Origin of the sequence: Martelella limonii (genome assembly GCF_013344475.1) — a bacterium.
Classification (GTDB): domain Bacteria; phylum Pseudomonadota; class Alphaproteobacteria; order Rhizobiales; family Rhizobiaceae; genus Martelella; species Martelella limonii.
This window is the reverse complement of sequence record NZ_JABUOU010000010.1, coordinates 83,040-101,464: the sequence shown is the minus strand read 5'-3', so window position 1 is coordinate 101,464 and position 18,425 is coordinate 83,040. Positions and strand designations below refer to the sequence as shown.

The window sequence follows — 18,425 nt, the reverse complement described above, 5'->3', positions numbered from 1 at the left end:
CACGCTTCAGGGGCTTACGCTGCCGGCTTTTCGGCGAGCACCATGTAATTGACATCGGTATCGCGCGAACGGTTCCAGCTATCGGTCAGCAGGTTGAAGAACACGCCCTGACGCTCGATCGGGATCATGCCGGCAGCCTTTAGCGGCGACTCGATCTCTTCCGGACGCACCAGCTTCTCATACTGATGGGTGCCCGGCGGCAGCCAGCGCAATACCCGCTCTGCCGCAAAGATCGCCAGCGCCCCTGCCTTCAGCGTGCGGTTGATGGTGGCAACGAACATCATGCCGCCGGGCTTAACCAACGCGGCGCAGGTGGTGAGGAAGAAGTCGACATCGGCGACATGCTCGACCACTTCCATGTTGAGCACGATATCGAACTGCTCGCCCGCTTCCGCCAGCGCCTCGGCCGTCGTCGCCCGGTAATCGACCGGAACGCCGCTCTGGGCGGCATGGGTTTCGGCAATGCCGATATTCTTCTCTGCAGGGTCGATACCGACGACCTCGGCGCCCATCCGCGCCATCGGTTCCGACAGCAACCCGCCGCCACAGCCAACGTCGAGAAGCCGCAGCCCTGCGAGCGGCCGGGCGGATGTCTCGTCTTGTCCGAAATGGGCACAGGCCTTTTCCCGGATATAGGCGACACGGACCGGATTGAACTTGTGCAACGGCTTGAACTTGCCGTGCGGGTTCCACCATTCCGCCGCCATCTTCGAGAACCACTCGACCTGGGCGTCATCGATCGTCGTCTTGCGTGCAGCGTCGGTCATCGGTTTCTCCGCGTTTGTTTAGACGGTTATAGGTGCGCGGTGGCCGAGCGGCAAGGTTTCGGCGGGAGACAGATCAGCGCATCTCCCGCCGGAAGGGCCTTGTCAGCCCCGGATCACGCCGCCGGTCGATTTCTCGACATTGGCGATCACCTTCTTCATCAGCGCGTCGAAATCCTCATCCGTCAGCGTCCGCTCTGCCGGCTGGATCGCGACTTCGATCGCGACCGACTTCTTGCCCTCGCCAAGTGAAGCGCCCTCGAAGATGTCGAAGACGGTGACGCCGGTGATCAGCTTGCGGTCGGCGCCGGCGGCAGCGCGTTCGATCGCGCCCGCCTCCACCTTGCGGTCGACCACGAAAGCGAAGTCGCGGGTAACCGCCTGGAACGGCGACAGCGTCAGCGCCGGCTTGGTGCGCGTCGGCTTCTTCTTCGGCTCCGGCATGGCATCGATGAAGATCTCGAATCCGGCGAGCTTTCCGGAAACATCGAGCGCTTCCAATACCTTCGGATGGAACTCGCCGAAATGGCCGAGCACGATCTTCGGGCCCATCTTGATGGTGCCGGAACGGCCCGGATGGTACCAATCCGGCCCGCCGGAGACGATCTGGACATTGGCCATCGGCAGGCCGCAGGCTTCCAGCACGGCAAGCGCGTCGGCCTTGGCATCGAACACGCCGGCGGCGCGGCCGGCACCGGTCTCGCTGTTCGACCACATCCGGCCCGCGCCCGAAAGCGTGGCCGCGCCGCGGCGCAGACCACCGGCAACCCGGCGCTGACCTTCCGGTGTGTCGTTTTCATAGGTCGCAGCGACTTCGAACAGCGCGATATCGCCATGGCCGATTGCGGCATTGCGGCGGGCAGCCGCAAGCAGGCCCGGCAGCAGCGAGGGGCGCATGTCCGACATGTCGGCGGCAATCGGGTTCGAGAGCTTCAGCGAAGGCTGACCGCCGCCGAAGAGCTTCGCCTGATCTTCCGGAATGAACGACCAGGTAACGGCCTCCTGCATGCCCCGTGCGGCAAGCTCGCGCCTTGCAGCACGCGAGCGGATCTGCAGCGTCGTCAGAATCTTCGCGCTCACCGCACCTGCGGCCGGCAGCGGTTCGGGGCGGATCGCATCCACGCCGTGGATGCGCATGACCTCTTCCACCAGATCGGCCTTGCCATCGACATCGGGCCGCCAGGACGGGACCTTGACGAAGACGCGCTCGCCCGCGCCATCGACGGTGAAGCCGAGACGGGTCAGGATATCGCTGCTTTCACGCGGTGAAACATCGAGACCGGTCAGGCGCTTGACCTCCGAGAACGGGTAATCGACAACCTTTGCGGTGTGGCCCTCATAGCCAACGACCGTCTTTTCCGTCGCCGTGCCGCCGCAGAGTTCCAGCACCAGTTCGGTGGTGCGCTCCAGACCGGGGACCATGTATTCCGGATCGACGCCGCGCTCGAAGCGATAGCGCGCATCGGTGATGATGCCGAGCGTGCGTCCGGTGCGGGCGATGTTCATCGGGTCCCACAGCGCCGATTCGATCAGCACGTCGGTGGTGTTCTCGTCGCAGCCGGAATGTTCGCCGCCCATGACGCCGCCGATCGACTCGACGCCGTTGTCATCGGCAATCACGACATTTTCCGGCGTCAGTTCGTATTCGCGCTCATCGAGCGCCAGGATCTTTTCGCCCGCCTTCGCACGTCGCACGACAAGACCGCCCTTGACCTTGGCCGCGTCGAAGACATGCATCGGCCGGCCCTGATCGAAGGTCATGTAGTTGGTGATGTCGACCAGCGCGTTGATCGGACGAAGGCCGATCGCGATCAGGCGCTGTTGCATCCATTTCGGGCTCGGCCCGTTCTTGACGCCGCGCACCAGCCTGAGCGCGAAGCCGGGGCAGAGATGCTTGTCGTCTTCCGCAAAATCGAGCGTCAGGCTGGCCGGCGTTTCGCCTTCCGTCTGGAAGGCCGGGGCCGGGCGGGCCTTCAGCGTGCCGAGACCGGAGGCGGCGAGATCGCGGGCGATGCCGTAAATGCTGGTGCAGTCCGGACGGTTCGGCGTCAGATTGATTTCGATGACCGGATCGTCGAGCCCGGCATATTGCGCAAACGACGCGCCGACCGGCGCATCGTCCGGCAGGTCGATGATGCCGTCGTGACTGTCCGACATGTCGAGCTCTTTTTCCGAGCACATCATGCCCTGGCTCTCGACGCCGCGAATCTTGCCGACCGACAGCGTGACGTCGATGCCGGGCACATAGGTTCCGGGCAGCGCCAGCGCGCCGACAAGGCCGGTGCGGGCATTGGGCGCGCCGCAGACGATCTGCAGCGGCTTGCCGCCATTGACCGCCGGGCCGGCATCAACCGTCAGGACCCTGAGCCGGTCGGCATCGGGATGCTGCTTCGCCTCGGTGACGCGGGCGATGGTGAACGGCCTGTAGGCCGCCTTGTCATCGACCTCCTCAACCTCAAGCCCGATCGTCGTCAGACGCTTGCAGATGTCCTCGAGCGTGGCGTCGGTTTCCAGATGGTCCTTCAACCAGGACAGTGTGAATTTCATTGTCGTCTTCCTGTTATTGCGCCCGGACCATCCCCAGGCTCACATTCTCGCAGAACCACTTGTGGCCGATTGCCGCGTCGGTTCATTCTTTAACGTCGCTTCACTCTCGGCGTCATCCTCGGGCTTGACCCGAGGATCCAAGCACGTGTCCCCGCGACAGACGTTCGCGCGACACCCGCAGCCTCCGCTCGCGTCTGAGGTGATTGGTTGCTCGGGTCAAGCCCGAGCATGATGCACGTGCTGGGGTTCGCGCCTCAAGCCGCCCTTTCCGGCTCTTTCGCTCCGGGCATCTTCTGCCCCAGAAACATGCTCTTCACCGAAATTCCTTCATCGACCCGCGTCCACCAGATGCCCTCATACATCAATTCGATCTCGTTCAGCCCGGCCTGATCGAGGCCGGCCAGAAAGGGGTACCACCAGAGCGGGGCGGAGATGGTACGGCCATCGGCGAGCGCCACATGCACTTCGCCCTTCGTACACCATGCCTTTACAGGTCGCATCTCTTCGGTCTCAAACTCCAAAGAAGTCATTCCACACTCCGATCCACTCGGCTTGATGTTCAGATATGACGGACACTATGCGTTCAATTTCGCGGTCATTGTAACCAATGTTCCGCGCAACAGCCATTGTCTCCAGCCAGACCTTAAGCGACTTGTCATCCTTGACCACATGGACATGGGGCGGCTCGCCCCGATCCAAGGCATAAAAGCGAAACCTGCAGCCATGCCAGATCAGGAGCGTCGGCATCCTTCCCTCAAGACCCGGTCTCTTGCTCGTCGTCCTGAAGCGTCTCCACCAGCCGGAACCGTTCGCAGACGAGCTCCATGTCTGGCGAGAAGCCGCCATTGCGGGCGAAATAGGTCTCGTGGCTTTCGCGCCAGTGTTCAAGCGACAGGTCGCCCTCGCCCTCATCGCGCGCGAAATCCTCGCCGACCTCGTCGAAACGGCAGATGTCGACTTCCGTCGTCTCGATCACCGCCGCGGGCTTTCCCGCGCCATCCAGCACCACATCGCGCCGGCCGACCTTCGGCATCGGTTCGTGCGCATCCTTGATGTCGCGGAGCGCGGTGCAGGTCGCCGTCTTCTTGCCCGACAGCACCAGCGCCAGCAACGCGTCCTTCAGCGCCGGCGTATCGCCGAACGCGAACTGGACGGCATCCCGGTAGCGCTCCGGAAGCTCGGTCATGACGACAGGCCGGCAAACAGCGTCGGAATGTCGAGCGGACGGAAGCCGTAATGCGACGTCCAGCGCTCGTCGGCGGCGAAGAAGTCGCGCAGGTCCGGCATGCCGTATTTCAGCATGGCGATGCGGTCGAGCCCCATGCCCCAGGCAAAGCCCTGATAGACATCCGGATCAAGCCCGCAATGGCGCAGCACGTTCGGATGCACCATGCCGCAGCCGAGAATTTCCATCCAGTCCGTGCCGGTACCGAACTTCACCTGGTCGCCGGAGCGGTCGCACTGGATGTCGACCTCGAAGGACGGCTCGGTGAACGGGAAGAAGGACGGGCGGAAGCGCATCGTCACGCTGTCGACCTCGAAGAAGGCCTTGCAGAATTCCTCGAGCGTCCAGCGCAGATGGCCAACATGGGTGGTCTTGTCGATGACAAGCCCCTCGAGCTGGTGGAACATCGGCGAGTGCGTGGCGTCCGAATCCTGCCGGTAGGTCTTGCCGGGCGCGACGATGCGGATCGGCGGCTCCTGGCTCATCATGGTGCGGATCTGCACCGGCGAGGTGTGGGTTCTGAGCACCTTGCGCTCGCCCTTCTCATCCGGATCGAAGAAGAAGGTGTCATGCATCTCGCGGGCGGGATGGCCTTCCGGAAAGTTCAGCGCGGTGAAATTGTAGTAATCGGTCTCGATCTCGGGACCCTCTGCAATCGAGAACCCCATATCGCCGAAGATCGCGGTGATTTCGTCGATGACCTGGCTGACGGGATGGACCCGGCCTGACAGCGACGGCGACGGGCGGACCGGAAGCGTCACATCCACCGTTTCGGCGGCGAGCCGGGCCGCAATCGCCACATCCTTCAACTCTGCCTTGCGTTCGGCAATCGCCGTGCCGACCGCGTCGCGCAGCGCGTTGATGGCCGCGCCGCGGGTCTTGCGCTCTTCCGGGTCCATCTTTCCGAGCGTTTTCAAAAGCTCGGACACGGAGCCCTTCTTGCCGATGGCATTGACGCGGACCGCCTCGATCTCTGCCTCATCGGCGGCATCGGCGATCTCGCCCATCAGCTTCGTCTTCAGATCCTCAAGATCGGACATGTTCTCGTCTTCCTGCTGCCGCCTGGACCCCTTCAGCGGGCGGTCCAGGAAAATGATCGTCTGAATGCGAAAAACCCGCACTGGTCCTGCCAGCGCGGGTTTCCCAAATTGATATGCATAGAGGCTTGGGAAGCGCTGGCTTAAGCTACAGCGCTTTCAAACTCATTGGCGGTACCTTCGGTCTTCAGGTACTCCAGACCCTTCTTCGCAGCGCCAACCAGCGCTTCGAATGCTGCGGGCTCATGGATTGCCATGTCCGACAGAACCTTGCGGTCAACTTCGATGCCGGCCTTGTTCAGACCGTCGATGAAGCGGCCATAGGTCAGGCCATGTTCACGCACAGCAGCGTTGATACGCTGGACCCACAGAGCGCGGAAGTTGCGCTTGTTGACCTTGCGGTCGCGGTAGGCGTACTGCTTCGACTTGTCGACAGCAGCCTTGGCGGTGCGGATGGTGTTCTTGCGACGGCCATAGAAGCCCTTGGCTTGCTTGATGACCTTCTTGTGCTTGGCGTGGGCGGTAACGCCACGTTTTACGCGAGCCATATCATGATCTCCTTAAATCTATCTCTTGAGCGGTGTTAGCGGGCGTTACTTGCTGTAGGGCATGAACTGCTTGACGATCTTGGCGTCTGCATCCGCCAGAACCATCGTGCCGCGCGCATCACGGATAAACTTGTTGGAACGCTTGATCATTCCATGGCGCTTGCCGGCGGCTGCCGACTTCACCTTGCCGGTCGCGGTAACCTTGAACCGCTTCTTGACCGACGACTTCGTCTTCATCTTGGGCATTTTGCTACTCCGTTTTATTGATTGCACCGGGAGACGAACCCCGGCATCGCATTTGGAGCGGACACGGCATGCCCTGCCGGCCCGCTCGAACGGCGCGTGTATACGCGCTTTGACCTTGTTGTGCAACCTCCCCCGCGCGATAAAAGCGAAGTGCCGCCACGGGTTGATAACCCGGGCGGCCCGTCATCTCTCAGAACGCGGCGAAAGCGATTATTTCGGCGCCAGAACCATCAGCATCTGGCGGCCTTCGAGCTTCGGCTCGGCTTCCACCTTGGCGATTTCGGCGGTGTCTTCCTTGACCTGGGACAGAAGCTTCATGCCGAGTTCCTGGTGGGCCATTTCGCGGCCCCTGAAGCGAAGGGTCACCTTCACCTTGTCGCCTTCTTCAAAGAACTTGTTCATCGCCTTCATCTTCACCTGATAGTCGTGGGTGTCGATGTTGGGACGCATCTTGATTTCTTTGACTTCGACGATCTTCTGCTTCTTGCGGGCCTCGGCGGCGCGCTTCTGGTTGGCATATTTCAGCTTGCCCAGATCGAGAATCTTGCATACGGGCGGCGTCGAGTTGGGGGCGATCTCCACAAGATCAAGCCCGGCTTCTTCAGCCATTCTCAACGCATCTTCTGTCAGTACGACGCCCTTGTTCTCCCCGTCCTCGTCGATCAACTGGATCTCGCGGATGCGGATATCACGGTTGGCGCGGGGACCTTCTTTGGTCGGGGGAGCGGCTCTATGGGGTCTGCGAATGGTCGTTGTCTCCTCAAATCGTTGAAATTCAGCGGCGTGCGTGCCAACTGCACAAAAACTTGCACGTATTGGACACAAATGGTTGTTACAGCCGATGTGTCAATAACACAGCCGAAAAAGAAAATCACCTGTTGATCGCCAAAGCTGAGCGATTGCGGGGCTTTTATGACAGATGCGGAGGCTATGATGCACGAACAAGGCGAACTGACCTATACCGAAATCGACCATGGCGAGGGCAATCTCAAGATCGCCATGCGCATCAGGAAAGGCGCCGAAGAGGCGCCGACGCTGGTCTGGTTTTCAGGCTACGGCTCCGACATGCTCGGCACCAAGGCGGAGGCGCTCGATGAATTTTCCCGCGACAACGGGCTCACCATGCTGCGCTTCGACTATACGGGTCATGGCGAAAGCGACGGTGCCTTCAGGGATGGCACGATCTCGCGCTGGCTTGCTGATGCGCTGCAGGTAATTGCCCATGCCGCCCCCCGCCGCATCATCATCATCGGCTCGTCCATGGGCGGTTGGCTTGCGCTTCGCGCGGTGCAGGAGCTGAAGCGTAAGGAGGGCGCGCCCGTGGTTGAGGGGCTGCTGCTTCTCGCGCCCGCGCCCGACTTTACAAGCGACCTGATCGAGCCCGGCCTGACGGATGCCCAGTGCAAGGCGCTCGCCGATGACGGCTATTTCGAGGAACACTCGATCTACGGACCGGAACCGACGATCTACACCGCCGCCCTTCTCGACGACGGCCGGCGCAACCGCGTTCTCGACGGTATCATCGAAACCGGCTGCCCGGTCCATATCATCCAGGGCAAGCAGGACCCGGACGTGCCTTACAAGCATGCGCTGAAGCTGATGTCGCACCTGCCGGCCGACGATGTCGTCCTGACGCTGGTGCAGGACGGCGACCATCGCCTGTCCAGGCCCGAAGACATCGCCCGCATGCTCTCGGCGGTCTCGAGCCTGGTCGAGGGGGCAGCCGAGCGACGTTAACCATTTCTTAAGATCTAGGGCGCCCGCAATGCCGCGCTGATTGACTCAAGCCGCCAATTCTCCTTAACTCTTTGTTAAGAATTCACTGGCGGATGGGTATAGCGTGCCTCGTTTGGATCGACTGATTTTTTCGGCTTTCTGTGCCATTGCGGGCGCCCTCTTTGCGGCCCCTGCCCTTGCAGCCTCCGCCATGCCGGTGGGCGGCATCACCTCGCAGCCGATCGGCCACTTCGAATTCTGCGAACAGCATCGTCGCGACTGCCAGCCGCATACAGGCAACACCATTGCCGCGCGGCTGACATCTTTCGGATGGAACACCGTCATCGCCATCAACAATGCGGTGAACGCAGAGATCCAGCCCGTCACCGATGAAGAGCTCTACGGCCGCGAGGAAGTCTGGGCCTATCCCGAAGACGGCGCGGGCGATTGCGAGGATTTCGTGCTCGAAAAGCGCCGCCGCCTCGAGAAGGCAGGCATTTCGGCATCCGACCTGCTGATCACCGTGGTGCGCAAGCCCAATGGCGAGGGCCATGCGGTGCTGACGCTGCGCACCAATGACGGCGATTTCATCCTCGACAATCTGAGCGACGACGTCCTCGCCTGGTCGGACACCCCCTACACCTTCCTGAAGCGCCAGGCCTCGTTCGACAGCGGCCGCTGGGTCAAGATCGAGACCGGAACCGATCTGCCCGTCGCCTCGTTGCGCTAGCAGAATGGGCGGCCCGCTCCCTGCCGGGCCGCAATCTGCAGCGGGACAAATGTCGTTCGGAAGCGAACGGAAAGACAGCAACAGGCGCGGTGCTCATGAAGACTGATCGCTCCTCACCGATCGTGATCCTCACCGGCGCCGGCATCTCGGCCGAATCGGGCCTTGCCACCTTTCGCGATCAGGGCGGCCTCTGGGAGGGGCACAGCATCGAGGATGTCGCGACCCCGCAGGGATTTCACAAGAACCCCGATCTGGTTTTCGACTTCTACAACATGCGCCGCGCGGAAGCGGCAAAGGCCCGTCCCAATGCCGCGCATAACGCGCTCGCAGCGCTTGAAAACGCCTGGGAGGGCGATTTTCTGCTGATCACCCAGAATGTCGACGACCTGCATGAAAAGGCGGGCTCCAAGCGCGTGCTGCACATGCATGGGCGGCTGAATTCGGCGCTCTGCCATGAATGCGGCAGCCACCAGCACTGGGAGGGCGATCTGGATCGCGACTGTTTCTGCACCAGTTGCAGCCGCCCGGCGCTCCGGCCGGACATCGTCTGGTTCGGGGAAATGCCCTATGACATGGATGCGATCGAGGAGGCGCTCGGCAATGCAGCCCTGTTTGTCGCGATCGGCACCTCCGGCACGGTCTATCCGGCAGCCGGCTTCGTGATGGCTGCAGCCTCGGCCGGCGCCAGGACCGTCGAGATCAATCTCGAAGCGACCGGCAACGATCTCTTCGAAGACCATATCACCGGCTCGGCCTCGACCGCCGTGCCCGCCTTCGTGAACATGCTGCTCGGCAAGGCCTAGGCCGCCCGGCCTGCAAAGAGCCTGTCCAGAAACGCCAGACATCGGACCAGTTCACCGGCGGCAATCGATTCGTCCGGCTGATGGCCGTCATCCATCGTTCCCGGTCCGCAGACCAGCGTCGGGATGCCAAGGCCCGCGAAATAGCCCGCTTCCGTACCGAAGGCGACGCTCAAGGGGCTGCGGTCCTCCAGCGCCGCGAAGACCAGCCCAAGCGCCGGGTCGGACGGGTCAGTGTCGAGGCTTGGATAGGAACCGGTCTTTGCGATCGTTACTGTTTCGGGCACATCGATCCGCTGCAGAATATCGTCCGGCTGCTCTTCTGCCAGATGACGGATTTCAAACAGGACCTCAGCGTGATCGGGCACGATGTTGAGTGCGGTACCACCCTGCATGACCCCTGCATGGACGGTCGAAACCGGAGGATCGAAGGCATCATTGCGCGCGCCTTCCACAAACAGGCGCTGCTGCTCCTGCCTCAGCGCAACGATCACATCGGCCGCGCCATGGAGCGCATTGACGAAACGCGGCGCAAGCGCGCTGTGGCCGGCCGTGCCACGGCTTGTCGCGCGAAAGCTCGCCTTGCCCTTGTGCCCGGTCGCCGGCCGCATCAGCGTCGGCTCGCCGACAATGGCAAAGTCCGGACGCCCGAGTACGGGAATGACGTGATCAATCATCTGCGGAATGCCAAGGCAGCCAACTTCCTCGTCAAAGCTCAGGACAATCGACACCGGCATGACCGGCGGCGCGGTGTGAAACCTCTCGGCCATTGCCAATACGCAGGCGATGAAACCCTTCATGTCGGTCGCGCCCCGGCCGTGATAACGGCCCTCATGGGCTGCAAGGCTGAACGGATCACGGCTCCAGCTCTGCCCCTCCACCGGCACCACATCGGTGTGGGCGGACAGCACAACGCCGCCCTCGTCCTCGCCCCATTTGGCCAGCAGACCCGCTTTCTGACCACAGCCCGACGGCAGGACCCGAACCTGAAAGCCGGCCGTTTCCAGAACGTCCCGCGCCCAGTCGATCAGTTCCAGATTGGATGCCGAAGAGACGGTTGGAAAACCGACCAGCCTTTCCAGCAGCGATACCGTGCGCGCAAGCGACCTCATGCGTCACCCGGCACGCCGTAAGAGGGGGCCGCCGTCGGATCAAGCGCGCGGGTGATGTAATCGTTGGCCTGCGGCTGATAGACCTCAAGCGCTGCGGCGATCGCCTCGATCGGGCAGGCATCCGCCACCCAGTCCGCACGCAGTTCGATATAGGGCCAGTCCTGCCTGTCGACGACCAGAAGGCCCGCGGAATGGACCGGACCCGCCTCGCCGCCGCGCTTCAGGCCGGCGCGCATGGCGGCAATCAGCCGGTCTGCGAGGCTTGCCTGCGTCGCCTCGAAAGCCTCGACCATGGCCGCAGGTACACCGGGATCTGCCATAAGGTTGCCGCCGGCGGCGCAGTCCACGCCGATCGCCGACGACCACACGCCAAGCGCCTTGCCGCCGGAATGGATCGCGGGCGCGCCCTCTTTCCCGATGACGATCAGCTGGCGATAATCATTGAAGCCATCGCTTCCGAGCGCAGTCTTGACCGCATCTTCGGCGCTGCTGCCACGTTCGAGAGCTGCAAGGGCTGCCGGACCGAGCGCCGGATTGGTGACATTCTGGGTCGCCACCGCCCCGACACCAGCTTGCGCAAAGGCGCAGCGTGCGGCAACGGCCGGGGATGACGAGGATATGGCGAGGCCAAACTGGCCGGTCCTGGCGCAGCGGCCGACAATCGAAAAGGTCATGGCTTCAATCCGGGATAACGGCGGTGGCGTCGATCTCGACCAGCCAGTCGGGCCTCGCAAGCGCGGTCACGACGACGCCGGTGGAAACGGGATGCACGCCTTTGATATATTCGCCCATGGTGCGGTAAACCGCTTCGCGGTGGCGGACATCGGTGAGGTAGACCACGACCTTGCACAGATGCTCCATGCTGCCGCCGGCCTCCTCGATGAGCTGGCGGATATTCTGCATCACCTTGTGGGTCTGCTCCACCGGATCGTGGCTTGCGATGTTTTCTGCGGTATCGAGATCCTGCGGGCACTGGCCGCGCAGAAAGATCGTCGCGCCGCGTGCGACCACGGCCTGACAAAGGTCGTTATCGAGCTTCTGTTCGGGATAGGTGTCCTTGGTATTGAACTTGCGGATGCGTGTATGCGCCATCTCTTGCTCCTGCTATGCCGGCGGCCGGTAGGCGTGGTAGCCGCGCTGCTTGACGATATGATCGGCGATGTAGCCCGCATCGTACCAGACGCCCCAGATGAAGGACGAGCCGCGCCGGGTCTGCCATGGCAGGCCAAGAAAATAGATGCCGGGTTCATCCGACACGCCCCGCTGATGCTTCGGGCGGCCGCGCTCATCCGTCACATCCGCCTTCAGCCAGGAATAGTCAGAGCCGTATCCGGTCGCCCAGATGATGGTGGAAATGCCCGCGCGCTTGAGATCGAGGGTGAGAAGCGGCGCGCTCACGCAATCTGGATCGGCCGCGATCCGGCGCGCTTCCGGCTCCTCCGGCAGGTCCAGTCCGTTTTCGGCGATATAGGCGTCGGCGGCGTCGAGCAGCGCCAGATAATTGGCATCGCCGTTGTCGAGATTGGTCTTCAGATCATCGGCGAGGGTGAGGATCCCTTCGCTGTAGCTCTGGGTTCGGCCGAGAAGCGTCATCCCGCCCTCGGCGAGTTTTCGGAAATCGACCGTGCGGCCGCCATCGACACCGCTGACGGCAATGGTGGTGTGTTCGGAATCGGGCGATGCCTCGCGGTCCCAGAGGTTCAGCACGCCAAGCCACCAGACGAAATCGCGCCCGCGATAGCGCCGCGGGGGCCGGTCATGGGGGCCGAGCGAAAGATAGACGCTGCGTCCCGCCGCCTGCAGTTCGGCTGCAATCTGCGCGCCCGAGGAGCCGGAGCCGACCACCAGCACCGCGCCATCGGGCAGGCTTTCGGGATTGCGGTAGGCCGCCGAATGAATCTGGAGGAGAGCGGGGGTCTCCGGCACGATCTGCGGGATCAGCGGCACCTGGAACGCACCGGTCGCAGCCACCACGAAATCGGCCTCCAGCATGCCGTCTGACGTTTCGACGCTGAAGCCCTGCCGCCCGGAAAGCGGCGTCACCGCCCTGACCTCCACCCCGGTCCTGACCGGTACCGAGAACTTTTCGACATAGGACTCGAAATAGGCGGCCACCCGGTCCTTTCCGACAAAGGCCTCCGGGCCATCTTCGAATTCCAGGCCGGGGAACCGGTCATGCCAGGCCGGTCCGTTGGTCACGAGCCTGTCCCAGCGGCCGGTGCGCCAGCGCTCGGCGATCCGGTCGCGTTCCAGCACCACATGGCGCACGCCAGCCCGCGACAGATGCTCGCTCATGGCAATGCCCGCCTGTCCCGCGCCAACGATGACGACTTCGGTCTTTTCGATTGTTCCGGCTGCGGTCACCTGAGATTCTCCGGCTTCGTTGTGCGCGCCATCATTCACAATGAATGCCGGCTTGTCGATGGCCGTGTTCAAGGCACCGGCAGAAACCAGAACGGCCGGAAGCCCAAGTTATTGCGGCACCGCCTTGCCCAAAGGCAAAGGGCCGGCACATGCATGCCGGCCCCCAGGTTCCTTGCGTTTGCTATCTCACGCGGCTGTGGTCTCAGCGGCGCGGAACTGTTCTGCAAGCGCCTTGTACCACTTGCCGGACTCCTTGATGGTCCGCACCTGGGTGTCATAATCGACATGGACGATCCCGAACCGCATGCGATAGCCCTCCGCCCATTCGAAATTGTCCATCAGGCTCCAGGCATAATAGCCCTTCAGCGGAATGCCGGCATCGATCAGGTCGGCGCAGACCGCAATATGGTCCGAGAGATATTCGGTGCGCGGACGGTCGTCGATGACACCATCGGCCGGCTCCATGTTGTAGCAGGCGCCGTTTTCCGTGATGTACATGACCGGCAGGTCGTAGCGGTCGTAAAGCGTGCGGACGAGCTTTGAAAGCGAGGGCGCGTTCACCTCCCAGCCGATATCGGTGAAGGTGTTGTTGACAGGCGCTGCATCCCTGACCGCCGGGAAGGCGGCAACCGGGCTCGGATCATGGGCGATGCGCGCGGGCGTGTAGTAGTTGAGGCCCCACCAGTCGAGCTTCTGGTTGATGGTTTTCAGGTCGTCGGCCTCGATCGCCGGCATGCGGTCGCCGTATGCGGCCATGAAATCGACCGGATATTCGCCCTTTAGCATCGGATCGAAGAAGCAGCCATTGTTGAACTGGAAGGCGCGCTCGAAGGCGGCTGCGTCCTCGGCACTGTCGGTGGCGGGCTCGAGCGCCTGATGGTTGCAGACGATGCCGACCGGCAGTTCCGGCGCTTCCTGGCGGATGGCTTCAACCGCAAGGCCATGGGCAAGGTTCAGCGTGTGCATGGCCGCAAGGGCGGCATCGATCGATTTTTCGCCCGGCGCATGGATGCCGTAAAGATGGCTCAGCCAGACGATGCACCAGGGTTCGTTGAATGTGCCGATCATATCGAGGCGGTCGCCGAGGCGTTTCGTCACCGTCTGGGCATAGCGCTGGAAGGCATAGGCCGTCGAGCGCGCCGCCCAGCCGCCGTCGCCGGCCAGCGTCAGCGGCAGGTCCCAGTGATAGAGCGTCGCATTGGTCTTGATGCCGCGCTCCTTGCAGCCGTCGATGAGGCGGTCGTAGAAATCGAGGCCCGCCTCGTTCACCGGGCCGCGGCCATCGGGAATGATGCGCGGCCAGGCGATCGAGAACCGGTAGGTTTCGACACCGAGCGACTTGATCAGGTCCAGGTCTTCATCGAGGCGGTGATAGTGATCGCAGGCGACATCGCCGCTATGGCCCTCGAAAACGCGGCCCGGCATATGCGAGAAGGCATCCCAGATCGACGGCTTGCGGCCATCCTCGCGCGCTGCACCTTCGATCTGATAGGCGGCGGTGGCGACACCAAACATGAAATCGGACGGGAAACGTCCGGCCAGAGCCTTGGGATCGAGCATGCTGGATTTCCTTTTCGTCTCGACCGGACCACGTGTCCGGTTTCAATCGTCTGACCGCCGCGCCAAAGGCTGAAACGGCTGCGTAGAGGCGATCTCTAGAAAATCCAAAGCGCTTTGTACAGGACGGAGACCCCAAATCTGCAACGTTACAGAAGTTCTCCCGTTATCGTTGCCGAATTGCGTCACCGCCCTGTGGAGCGGTTAAAAACCGCGTCAGACGTCGAGCTTCACCCAGGCGCCGTCATCCTTGGACGAGGCCACGCAAGCCTCGACAAAGGCAAGGCCGATGACGCCGTCCTCTATCGTGGGATAGATCACGTCCGCTTCCTGCCTGCCATCGCGGAAGGCCTTGATCGCAAGGGCTGCCTCGGAATAGATCGTCGCGAAGCCTTCGAGATATCCTTCCGGATGGCCGGCCGGAATGCGCGAGACGCGGGTCGATTCGCTCATGGCGCCGGCGCCGTTTCGGGTCAGCATCTGCTTCGGCTTGCCGAACGGCGTGAACCACAGAATGTTGGGATGCTCCTGCACCCATTCGATGCCGCCCTTGGTGCCGCAGACGCGGATCTTCAAACCGTTTTCAAAACCTGGGGCCACCTGGCTCGCCCAGATCATGCCCTTCGGCTTCACGCCGTTCTTCTCGGCAAAGCGCAGCATGATATGGGCATTGTCATCGAGCGGACGGCCCTCGACGAAGCTGTCGAGATCGGCCGAAAGGCTTTCCAGCGTCGCGCCGGATACGAACAGCGCAAGATTGAGCGCATGGGTGCCAATATCGCCGATCGCACCACCAGCACCGGAGCGCGCCGGATCTGTGCGCCATTCGGCCTGTTTGGAGCCGGAGCGTTCGGCGGGTTCCGTCAGCCAGTCCTGCGGATATTCCGCATGGATCAGGCGGATGTCGCCGAGATCGCCATTGGCGACCATCGCACGGGCCTGCCGGATCATCGGATAACCGGTGTAGTTGTGCGTGAGGATGAACAGCGCATTGGCCTTGTCCGCGATCTCCTTCAGCTTCTTGGCGTCTTCGAGACTGGAGGTCACCGGCTTGTCGCAGATGACGTGGATGCCCTTTTCGAGGAAGGCTTTCGCCGGGCCGAAATGCATGTGGTTGGGCGTCACGATCGCGACCGCCTCGATGCCGTCCTCGCGGGCGGCTTCCTTCTCGGCCATTTCCTCGTAGGAGCCGTAGATGCGATCCTCGTCGAGCCCGAGTTCCTTGCCGGAGGCGATCGCCTTTTCAGGCGTCGAGGACAGCGCGCCCGCGACAAAGGTGTAGTGGTCATCAAGACGCGCGGCCATGCGGTGCACGCCGCCGATAAAGGCGCCCGAGCCGCCGCCCACCATGCCAAGCCGGATGCGGCCGGTATATTTCTCGTCTTTTCCTTCAATCGCCATTTTCGTGTCTCCTGAATGTCTTTGTCTTTGGGGGAAAACCCCTCATCCGGCTGCCGCCACCTTCTCCCCTCAGGGGAGAAGGAACCGTGTGGATGGGTCTCTGCCCCTCAACCCGATCAGCGAGCCCCCTCGCCCCCTAAGGGGAGAGGGCTGGGGTGAGGGGGGAGCCATCAGCCAGCTATACCGCCAATGTTTAAAGCCCGAGCATCCGCTTGTTGGCGGCCTCGTCCGTACCGCCGCCGGCGAAGTCGTCGAAGGCCTTCTCGGTGACGCGGATGATGTGGTGACGCACGAATTCCGACCCCTCGCGGGCGCCGTCTTCCGGGTGTTTCAGGCAGCATTCCCACTCGACCACGGCCCAGCCGTCAAAGTCGTTGGCCGCCATCTTCGAGAAAATCGCACCGAAATCGACCTGTCCGTCACCGAGCGAGCGGAACCGGCCGGCGCGCTCGACCCAGCCCTGATAGCCGCCATAGACGCCCTGCCGGCCCGTCGGATTGAACTCCGCGTCCTTGACGTGGAACATCTTGATCCGGTCCTTGTAGATGTCGATGTTGTCGAGATAGTCGAGGCACTGCAGCACGTAATGCGACGGATCGTAGAGCATGTTGGCGCGGGGATGGTTCTTGACCTGTTCGAGGAACATCTCGAACGTCACGCCGTCATGCAGGTCCTCGCCCGGATGGATTTCGTAGCAGATATCGACGCCGTTCTCGTCCGCATGGTCGAGGATCGGCGTCCAGCGCTTCGCAAGTTCGGCGAAGGCGGTTTCGACCAGACCGGCGGGCCGCTGCGGCCAGGGATAGAGGAACGGCCAGGCAAGCGCGCCCGAAAAGGTCGCATGCGCATTGATGCCGAGGTTCTTCGAAGCGGAAATCGCCATCTTGACCTGTTCGACGGCCCATTCCTGACGCGCCTTCGGATTGCCGCGCACTTCTGGTGCTGCGAACCCGTCGAAAGCCTCGTCATAGGCCGGATGGACCGCCACGAGCTGGCCCTGAAGATGGGTCGAAAGCTCGGTTACCTCGACGCCGTTTTCACGCGCCGTGCCTGCAAATTCGTCGCAGTAATCCTTCGAGCTCGCGGCCTTCTTGAGATCGATGAGCTGGCCTGCCCAGGTTGGCACCTGAACGCCCTCATAGCCGCAATCGGCCGCCCATTTGGTGATCGCGTCCCAGCTGTTGAACGGCGCCTCGTCGCCTGCGAACTGACCGAGAAAGATGCCCGGTCCCTTGATCGTCTTCATGAAATTTCCTCCGTTCTGCGCGATCGCGCCCGTGGCAAGCGGACGCTTTGAAATTTTCGGCGAAACGGCCCTGCGGAGATCGCAGGGCCGAAGGCTTTGCCGGAGCCATGTGTCATGCCGCCCCTGAGGGGGCGATCTACCGGATCAATAGGGCGAATCCGGGAAGTAGTAGTTCTCTGCATTGTCCTTGGTGACGAGCGTGGCATCAAGGATATAGGTGCCGGCAACCGGAACCTGGTCCATCAGGCCTGCGACCGTCAGTTCCATGGCCGTGCCGATCATTGCCGGCGGATAGAGCACGTCGACCGGGATCATCGCATCGCCGTCCATGACCTTCTTGATCATGTCCTTCGAACCCGCACCGCCGATGACGTACTGGACGTCGTCGCGGCCGGACTGTTCGATCGCCTGCAGGACGCCCACGACCATGTCGTCGTCCTGTGCCCAGACAACGTCGATCTTCGGATATTTGGTCAGGTAGTCCTGCATCACGCGGAAGGCGTCGTCGCGGTTCCAGTTGCCGAACTGCTTTTCGAGAACCTTGACGTTGGAGCCTTCGAGCGCGGCATCGAAGCCGTCCTGGCGCTGCTGGTCGATCGGGATCGGCAGGCCGCGGATGACGACGACTTCGGCGTCCGGCGTAGTTTCGGCGATATATTCACCGGCAACGGCGCCAAGTGCCGGGTTATTGCCGGCGACGTAGAGGTCGCGGACATTGTTGTCATTGTTGGACGGTGCGCGGTCAACCAGCGTCACGAAGGCGCCCTGGCTCTTGACCTGCATGATGGCGTTGACCAGCGGATCCGGGTCGGTCGGCAGGATCACCAGCGCGTCGATACCCTGAACGGCGAGGTCCTGCACGGCGTTCGCCTGGCTTGCCGGATCGGGCGAGGTTTTGACGATGATTTCAAGATCATCATATTCACCCATCAGCTCTTCCGCCACGCGCTGTGCGTGGTAGACGATGCCGGCGGTCCAGCCATGGTCGGCGGCCGGGATCGAGACGCCGACCGTCAGCGCCTGAGCCTGGGTCACGCCGGCAAGCGAGGTCGCTGCCAGAAGGGTTGCCCCAATTACCATATTCTTCATGTTCACTTCCTCCCAAGTGGCGGACCGGTTCCGGCCGGAAATC

At 62.5% G+C, this 18,425-nt stretch carries 20 protein-coding genes; 3 read left to right on the top strand and 17 right to left on the bottom strand.

Annotated features, from left to right (window positions below):
- Window positions 1-14: 14 nt before the first annotated feature.
- The 9 genes from ubiG to infC form a co-directional block, all read right to left on the bottom strand.
- A complete protein-coding gene (gene ubiG / locus HPQ62_RS18000; RefSeq protein WP_174803968.1) occupies window positions 15-767 on the bottom strand; it encodes a bifunctional 2-polyprenyl-6-hydroxyphenol methylase/3-demethylubiquinol 3-O-methyltransferase UbiG in 753 nt (250 codons plus the stop codon).
- A 102-nt stretch (window positions 768-869) separates the two neighbouring features.
- On the bottom strand, window positions 870-3,311 hold the full coding sequence (gene pheT, locus HPQ62_RS17995) for a phenylalanine--tRNA ligase subunit beta (protein ID WP_174803967.1): 2,442 nt from the start codon (window positions 3,309-3,311) through the stop codon (window positions 870-872).
- A 254-nt stretch (window positions 3,312-3,565) separates the two neighbouring features.
- A complete protein-coding gene (locus tag HPQ62_RS17990) occupies window positions 3,566-3,841 on the bottom strand; it encodes a DUF2442 domain-containing protein (RefSeq protein ID WP_244629760.1) in 276 nt (91 codons plus the stop codon).
- Window positions 3,822-4,058 (bottom strand): DUF4160 domain-containing protein, encoded by a 237-nt coding sequence (locus HPQ62_RS17985; protein WP_174803966.1) that lies wholly within the window; start codon window positions 4,056-4,058, stop codon window positions 3,822-3,824. Before HPQ62_RS17985 ends, HPQ62_RS17990 begins: the two co-directional genes overlap by 20 nt.
- Window positions 4,059-4,065: 7 nt before the next feature.
- Window positions 4,066-4,497: an ASCH domain-containing protein gene (locus HPQ62_RS17980; protein WP_174803965.1), complete on the bottom strand. Its 432-nt coding sequence runs from the start codon at window positions 4,495-4,497 to the stop codon at window positions 4,066-4,068.
- Entirely contained in the window at window positions 4,494-5,576 is a 1,083-nt protein-coding gene (pheS, locus tag HPQ62_RS17975; protein WP_174803964.1) for a phenylalanine--tRNA ligase subunit alpha, read from the bottom strand. Before pheS ends, HPQ62_RS17980 begins: the two co-directional genes overlap by 4 nt.
- A 140-nt stretch (window positions 5,577-5,716) precedes the next feature.
- Window positions 5,717-6,121, bottom strand: coding sequence for a 50S ribosomal protein L20 (gene rplT, locus HPQ62_RS17970; RefSeq protein ID WP_174803963.1), 405 nt, complete (start codon window positions 6,119-6,121; stop codon window positions 5,717-5,719).
- A gap of 45 nt (window positions 6,122-6,166) precedes the next feature.
- Entirely contained in the window at window positions 6,167-6,367 is a 201-nt protein-coding gene (gene rpmI, locus HPQ62_RS17965) for a 50S ribosomal protein L35 (protein ID WP_018067458.1), read from the bottom strand.
- Window positions 6,368-6,577: 210 nt separating this feature from the next.
- Complete coding sequence (infC, locus tag HPQ62_RS17960) at window positions 6,578-7,114, bottom strand: translation initiation factor IF-3 (protein ID WP_174804028.1); 537 nt, start codon at window positions 7,112-7,114, stop codon at window positions 6,578-6,580.
- A 252-nt stretch (window positions 7,115-7,366) separates the two neighbouring features.
- On the opposite strand from infC, the gene HPQ62_RS17955 reads away from it, so the two are divergent.
- The 3 genes from HPQ62_RS17955 to HPQ62_RS17945 all read left to right on the top strand — a co-directional run bounded on the left by HPQ62_RS17955 (window position 7,367) and on the right by HPQ62_RS17945 (window position 9,616).
- A complete protein-coding gene (locus HPQ62_RS17955; protein WP_244629767.1) occupies window positions 7,367-8,104 on the top strand; it encodes an alpha/beta hydrolase in 738 nt (245 codons plus the stop codon).
- Window positions 8,105-8,294: 190 nt separating this feature from the next.
- The gene (locus tag HPQ62_RS17950) at window positions 8,295-8,813 is read left to right on the top strand and encodes a transglutaminase-like cysteine peptidase (protein WP_174804027.1); all 519 of its coding nucleotides are present in this window, start codon (window positions 8,295-8,297) and stop codon (window positions 8,811-8,813) included.
- A 95-nt stretch (window positions 8,814-8,908) separates the two neighbouring features.
- Window positions 8,909-9,616: an NAD-dependent deacylase gene (locus tag HPQ62_RS17945; protein WP_174803961.1), complete on the top strand. Its 708-nt coding sequence runs from the start codon at window positions 8,909-8,911 to the stop codon at window positions 9,614-9,616.
- Here HPQ62_RS17945 and argE read toward each other — a convergent pair.
- From argE to HPQ62_RS17905, 8 genes are all read right to left on the bottom strand, one after another.
- Window positions 9,613-10,725, bottom strand: coding sequence for an acetylornithine deacetylase (gene argE, locus HPQ62_RS17940; RefSeq protein ID WP_174803960.1), 1,113 nt, complete (start codon window positions 10,723-10,725; stop codon window positions 9,613-9,615). The genes HPQ62_RS17945 and argE overlap by 4 nt on opposite strands.
- Window positions 10,722-11,399, bottom strand: coding sequence for a DUF1028 domain-containing protein (locus tag HPQ62_RS17935; protein ID WP_174803959.1), 678 nt, complete (start codon window positions 11,397-11,399; stop codon window positions 10,722-10,724). Before HPQ62_RS17935 ends, argE begins: the two co-directional genes overlap by 4 nt.
- A gap of 4 nt (window positions 11,400-11,403) precedes the next feature.
- Window positions 11,404-11,817 (bottom strand): RidA family protein, encoded by a 414-nt coding sequence (locus tag HPQ62_RS17930; RefSeq protein ID WP_174803958.1) that lies wholly within the window; start codon window positions 11,815-11,817, stop codon window positions 11,404-11,406.
- A 12-nt stretch (window positions 11,818-11,829) separates the two neighbouring features.
- Complete coding sequence (locus HPQ62_RS17925) at window positions 11,830-13,089, bottom strand: flavin-containing monooxygenase (RefSeq protein ID WP_342343733.1); 1,260 nt, start codon at window positions 13,087-13,089, stop codon at window positions 11,830-11,832.
- A 186-nt stretch (window positions 13,090-13,275) separates the two neighbouring features.
- Window positions 13,276-14,649, bottom strand: a complete 1,374-nt coding sequence (locus tag HPQ62_RS17920) for a GH1 family beta-glucosidase (RefSeq protein ID WP_174803957.1) — start codon at window positions 14,647-14,649, stop codon at window positions 13,276-13,278.
- A gap of 213 nt (window positions 14,650-14,862) precedes the next feature.
- Complete coding sequence (locus HPQ62_RS17915; RefSeq protein WP_174803956.1) at window positions 14,863-16,047, bottom strand: Gfo/Idh/MocA family protein; 1,185 nt, start codon at window positions 16,045-16,047, stop codon at window positions 14,863-14,865.
- Between the two features lie 193 nt (window positions 16,048-16,240).
- Entirely contained in the window at window positions 16,241-17,293 is a 1,053-nt protein-coding gene (locus HPQ62_RS17910) for a sugar phosphate isomerase/epimerase family protein (protein ID WP_174803955.1), read from the bottom strand.
- 144 nt (window positions 17,294-17,437) lie between these two features.
- Window positions 17,438-18,373, bottom strand: a complete 936-nt coding sequence (locus HPQ62_RS17905; protein ID WP_425312651.1) for a substrate-binding domain-containing protein — start codon at window positions 18,371-18,373, stop codon at window positions 17,438-17,440.
- Window positions 18,374-18,425: the final 52 nt, after the last annotated feature.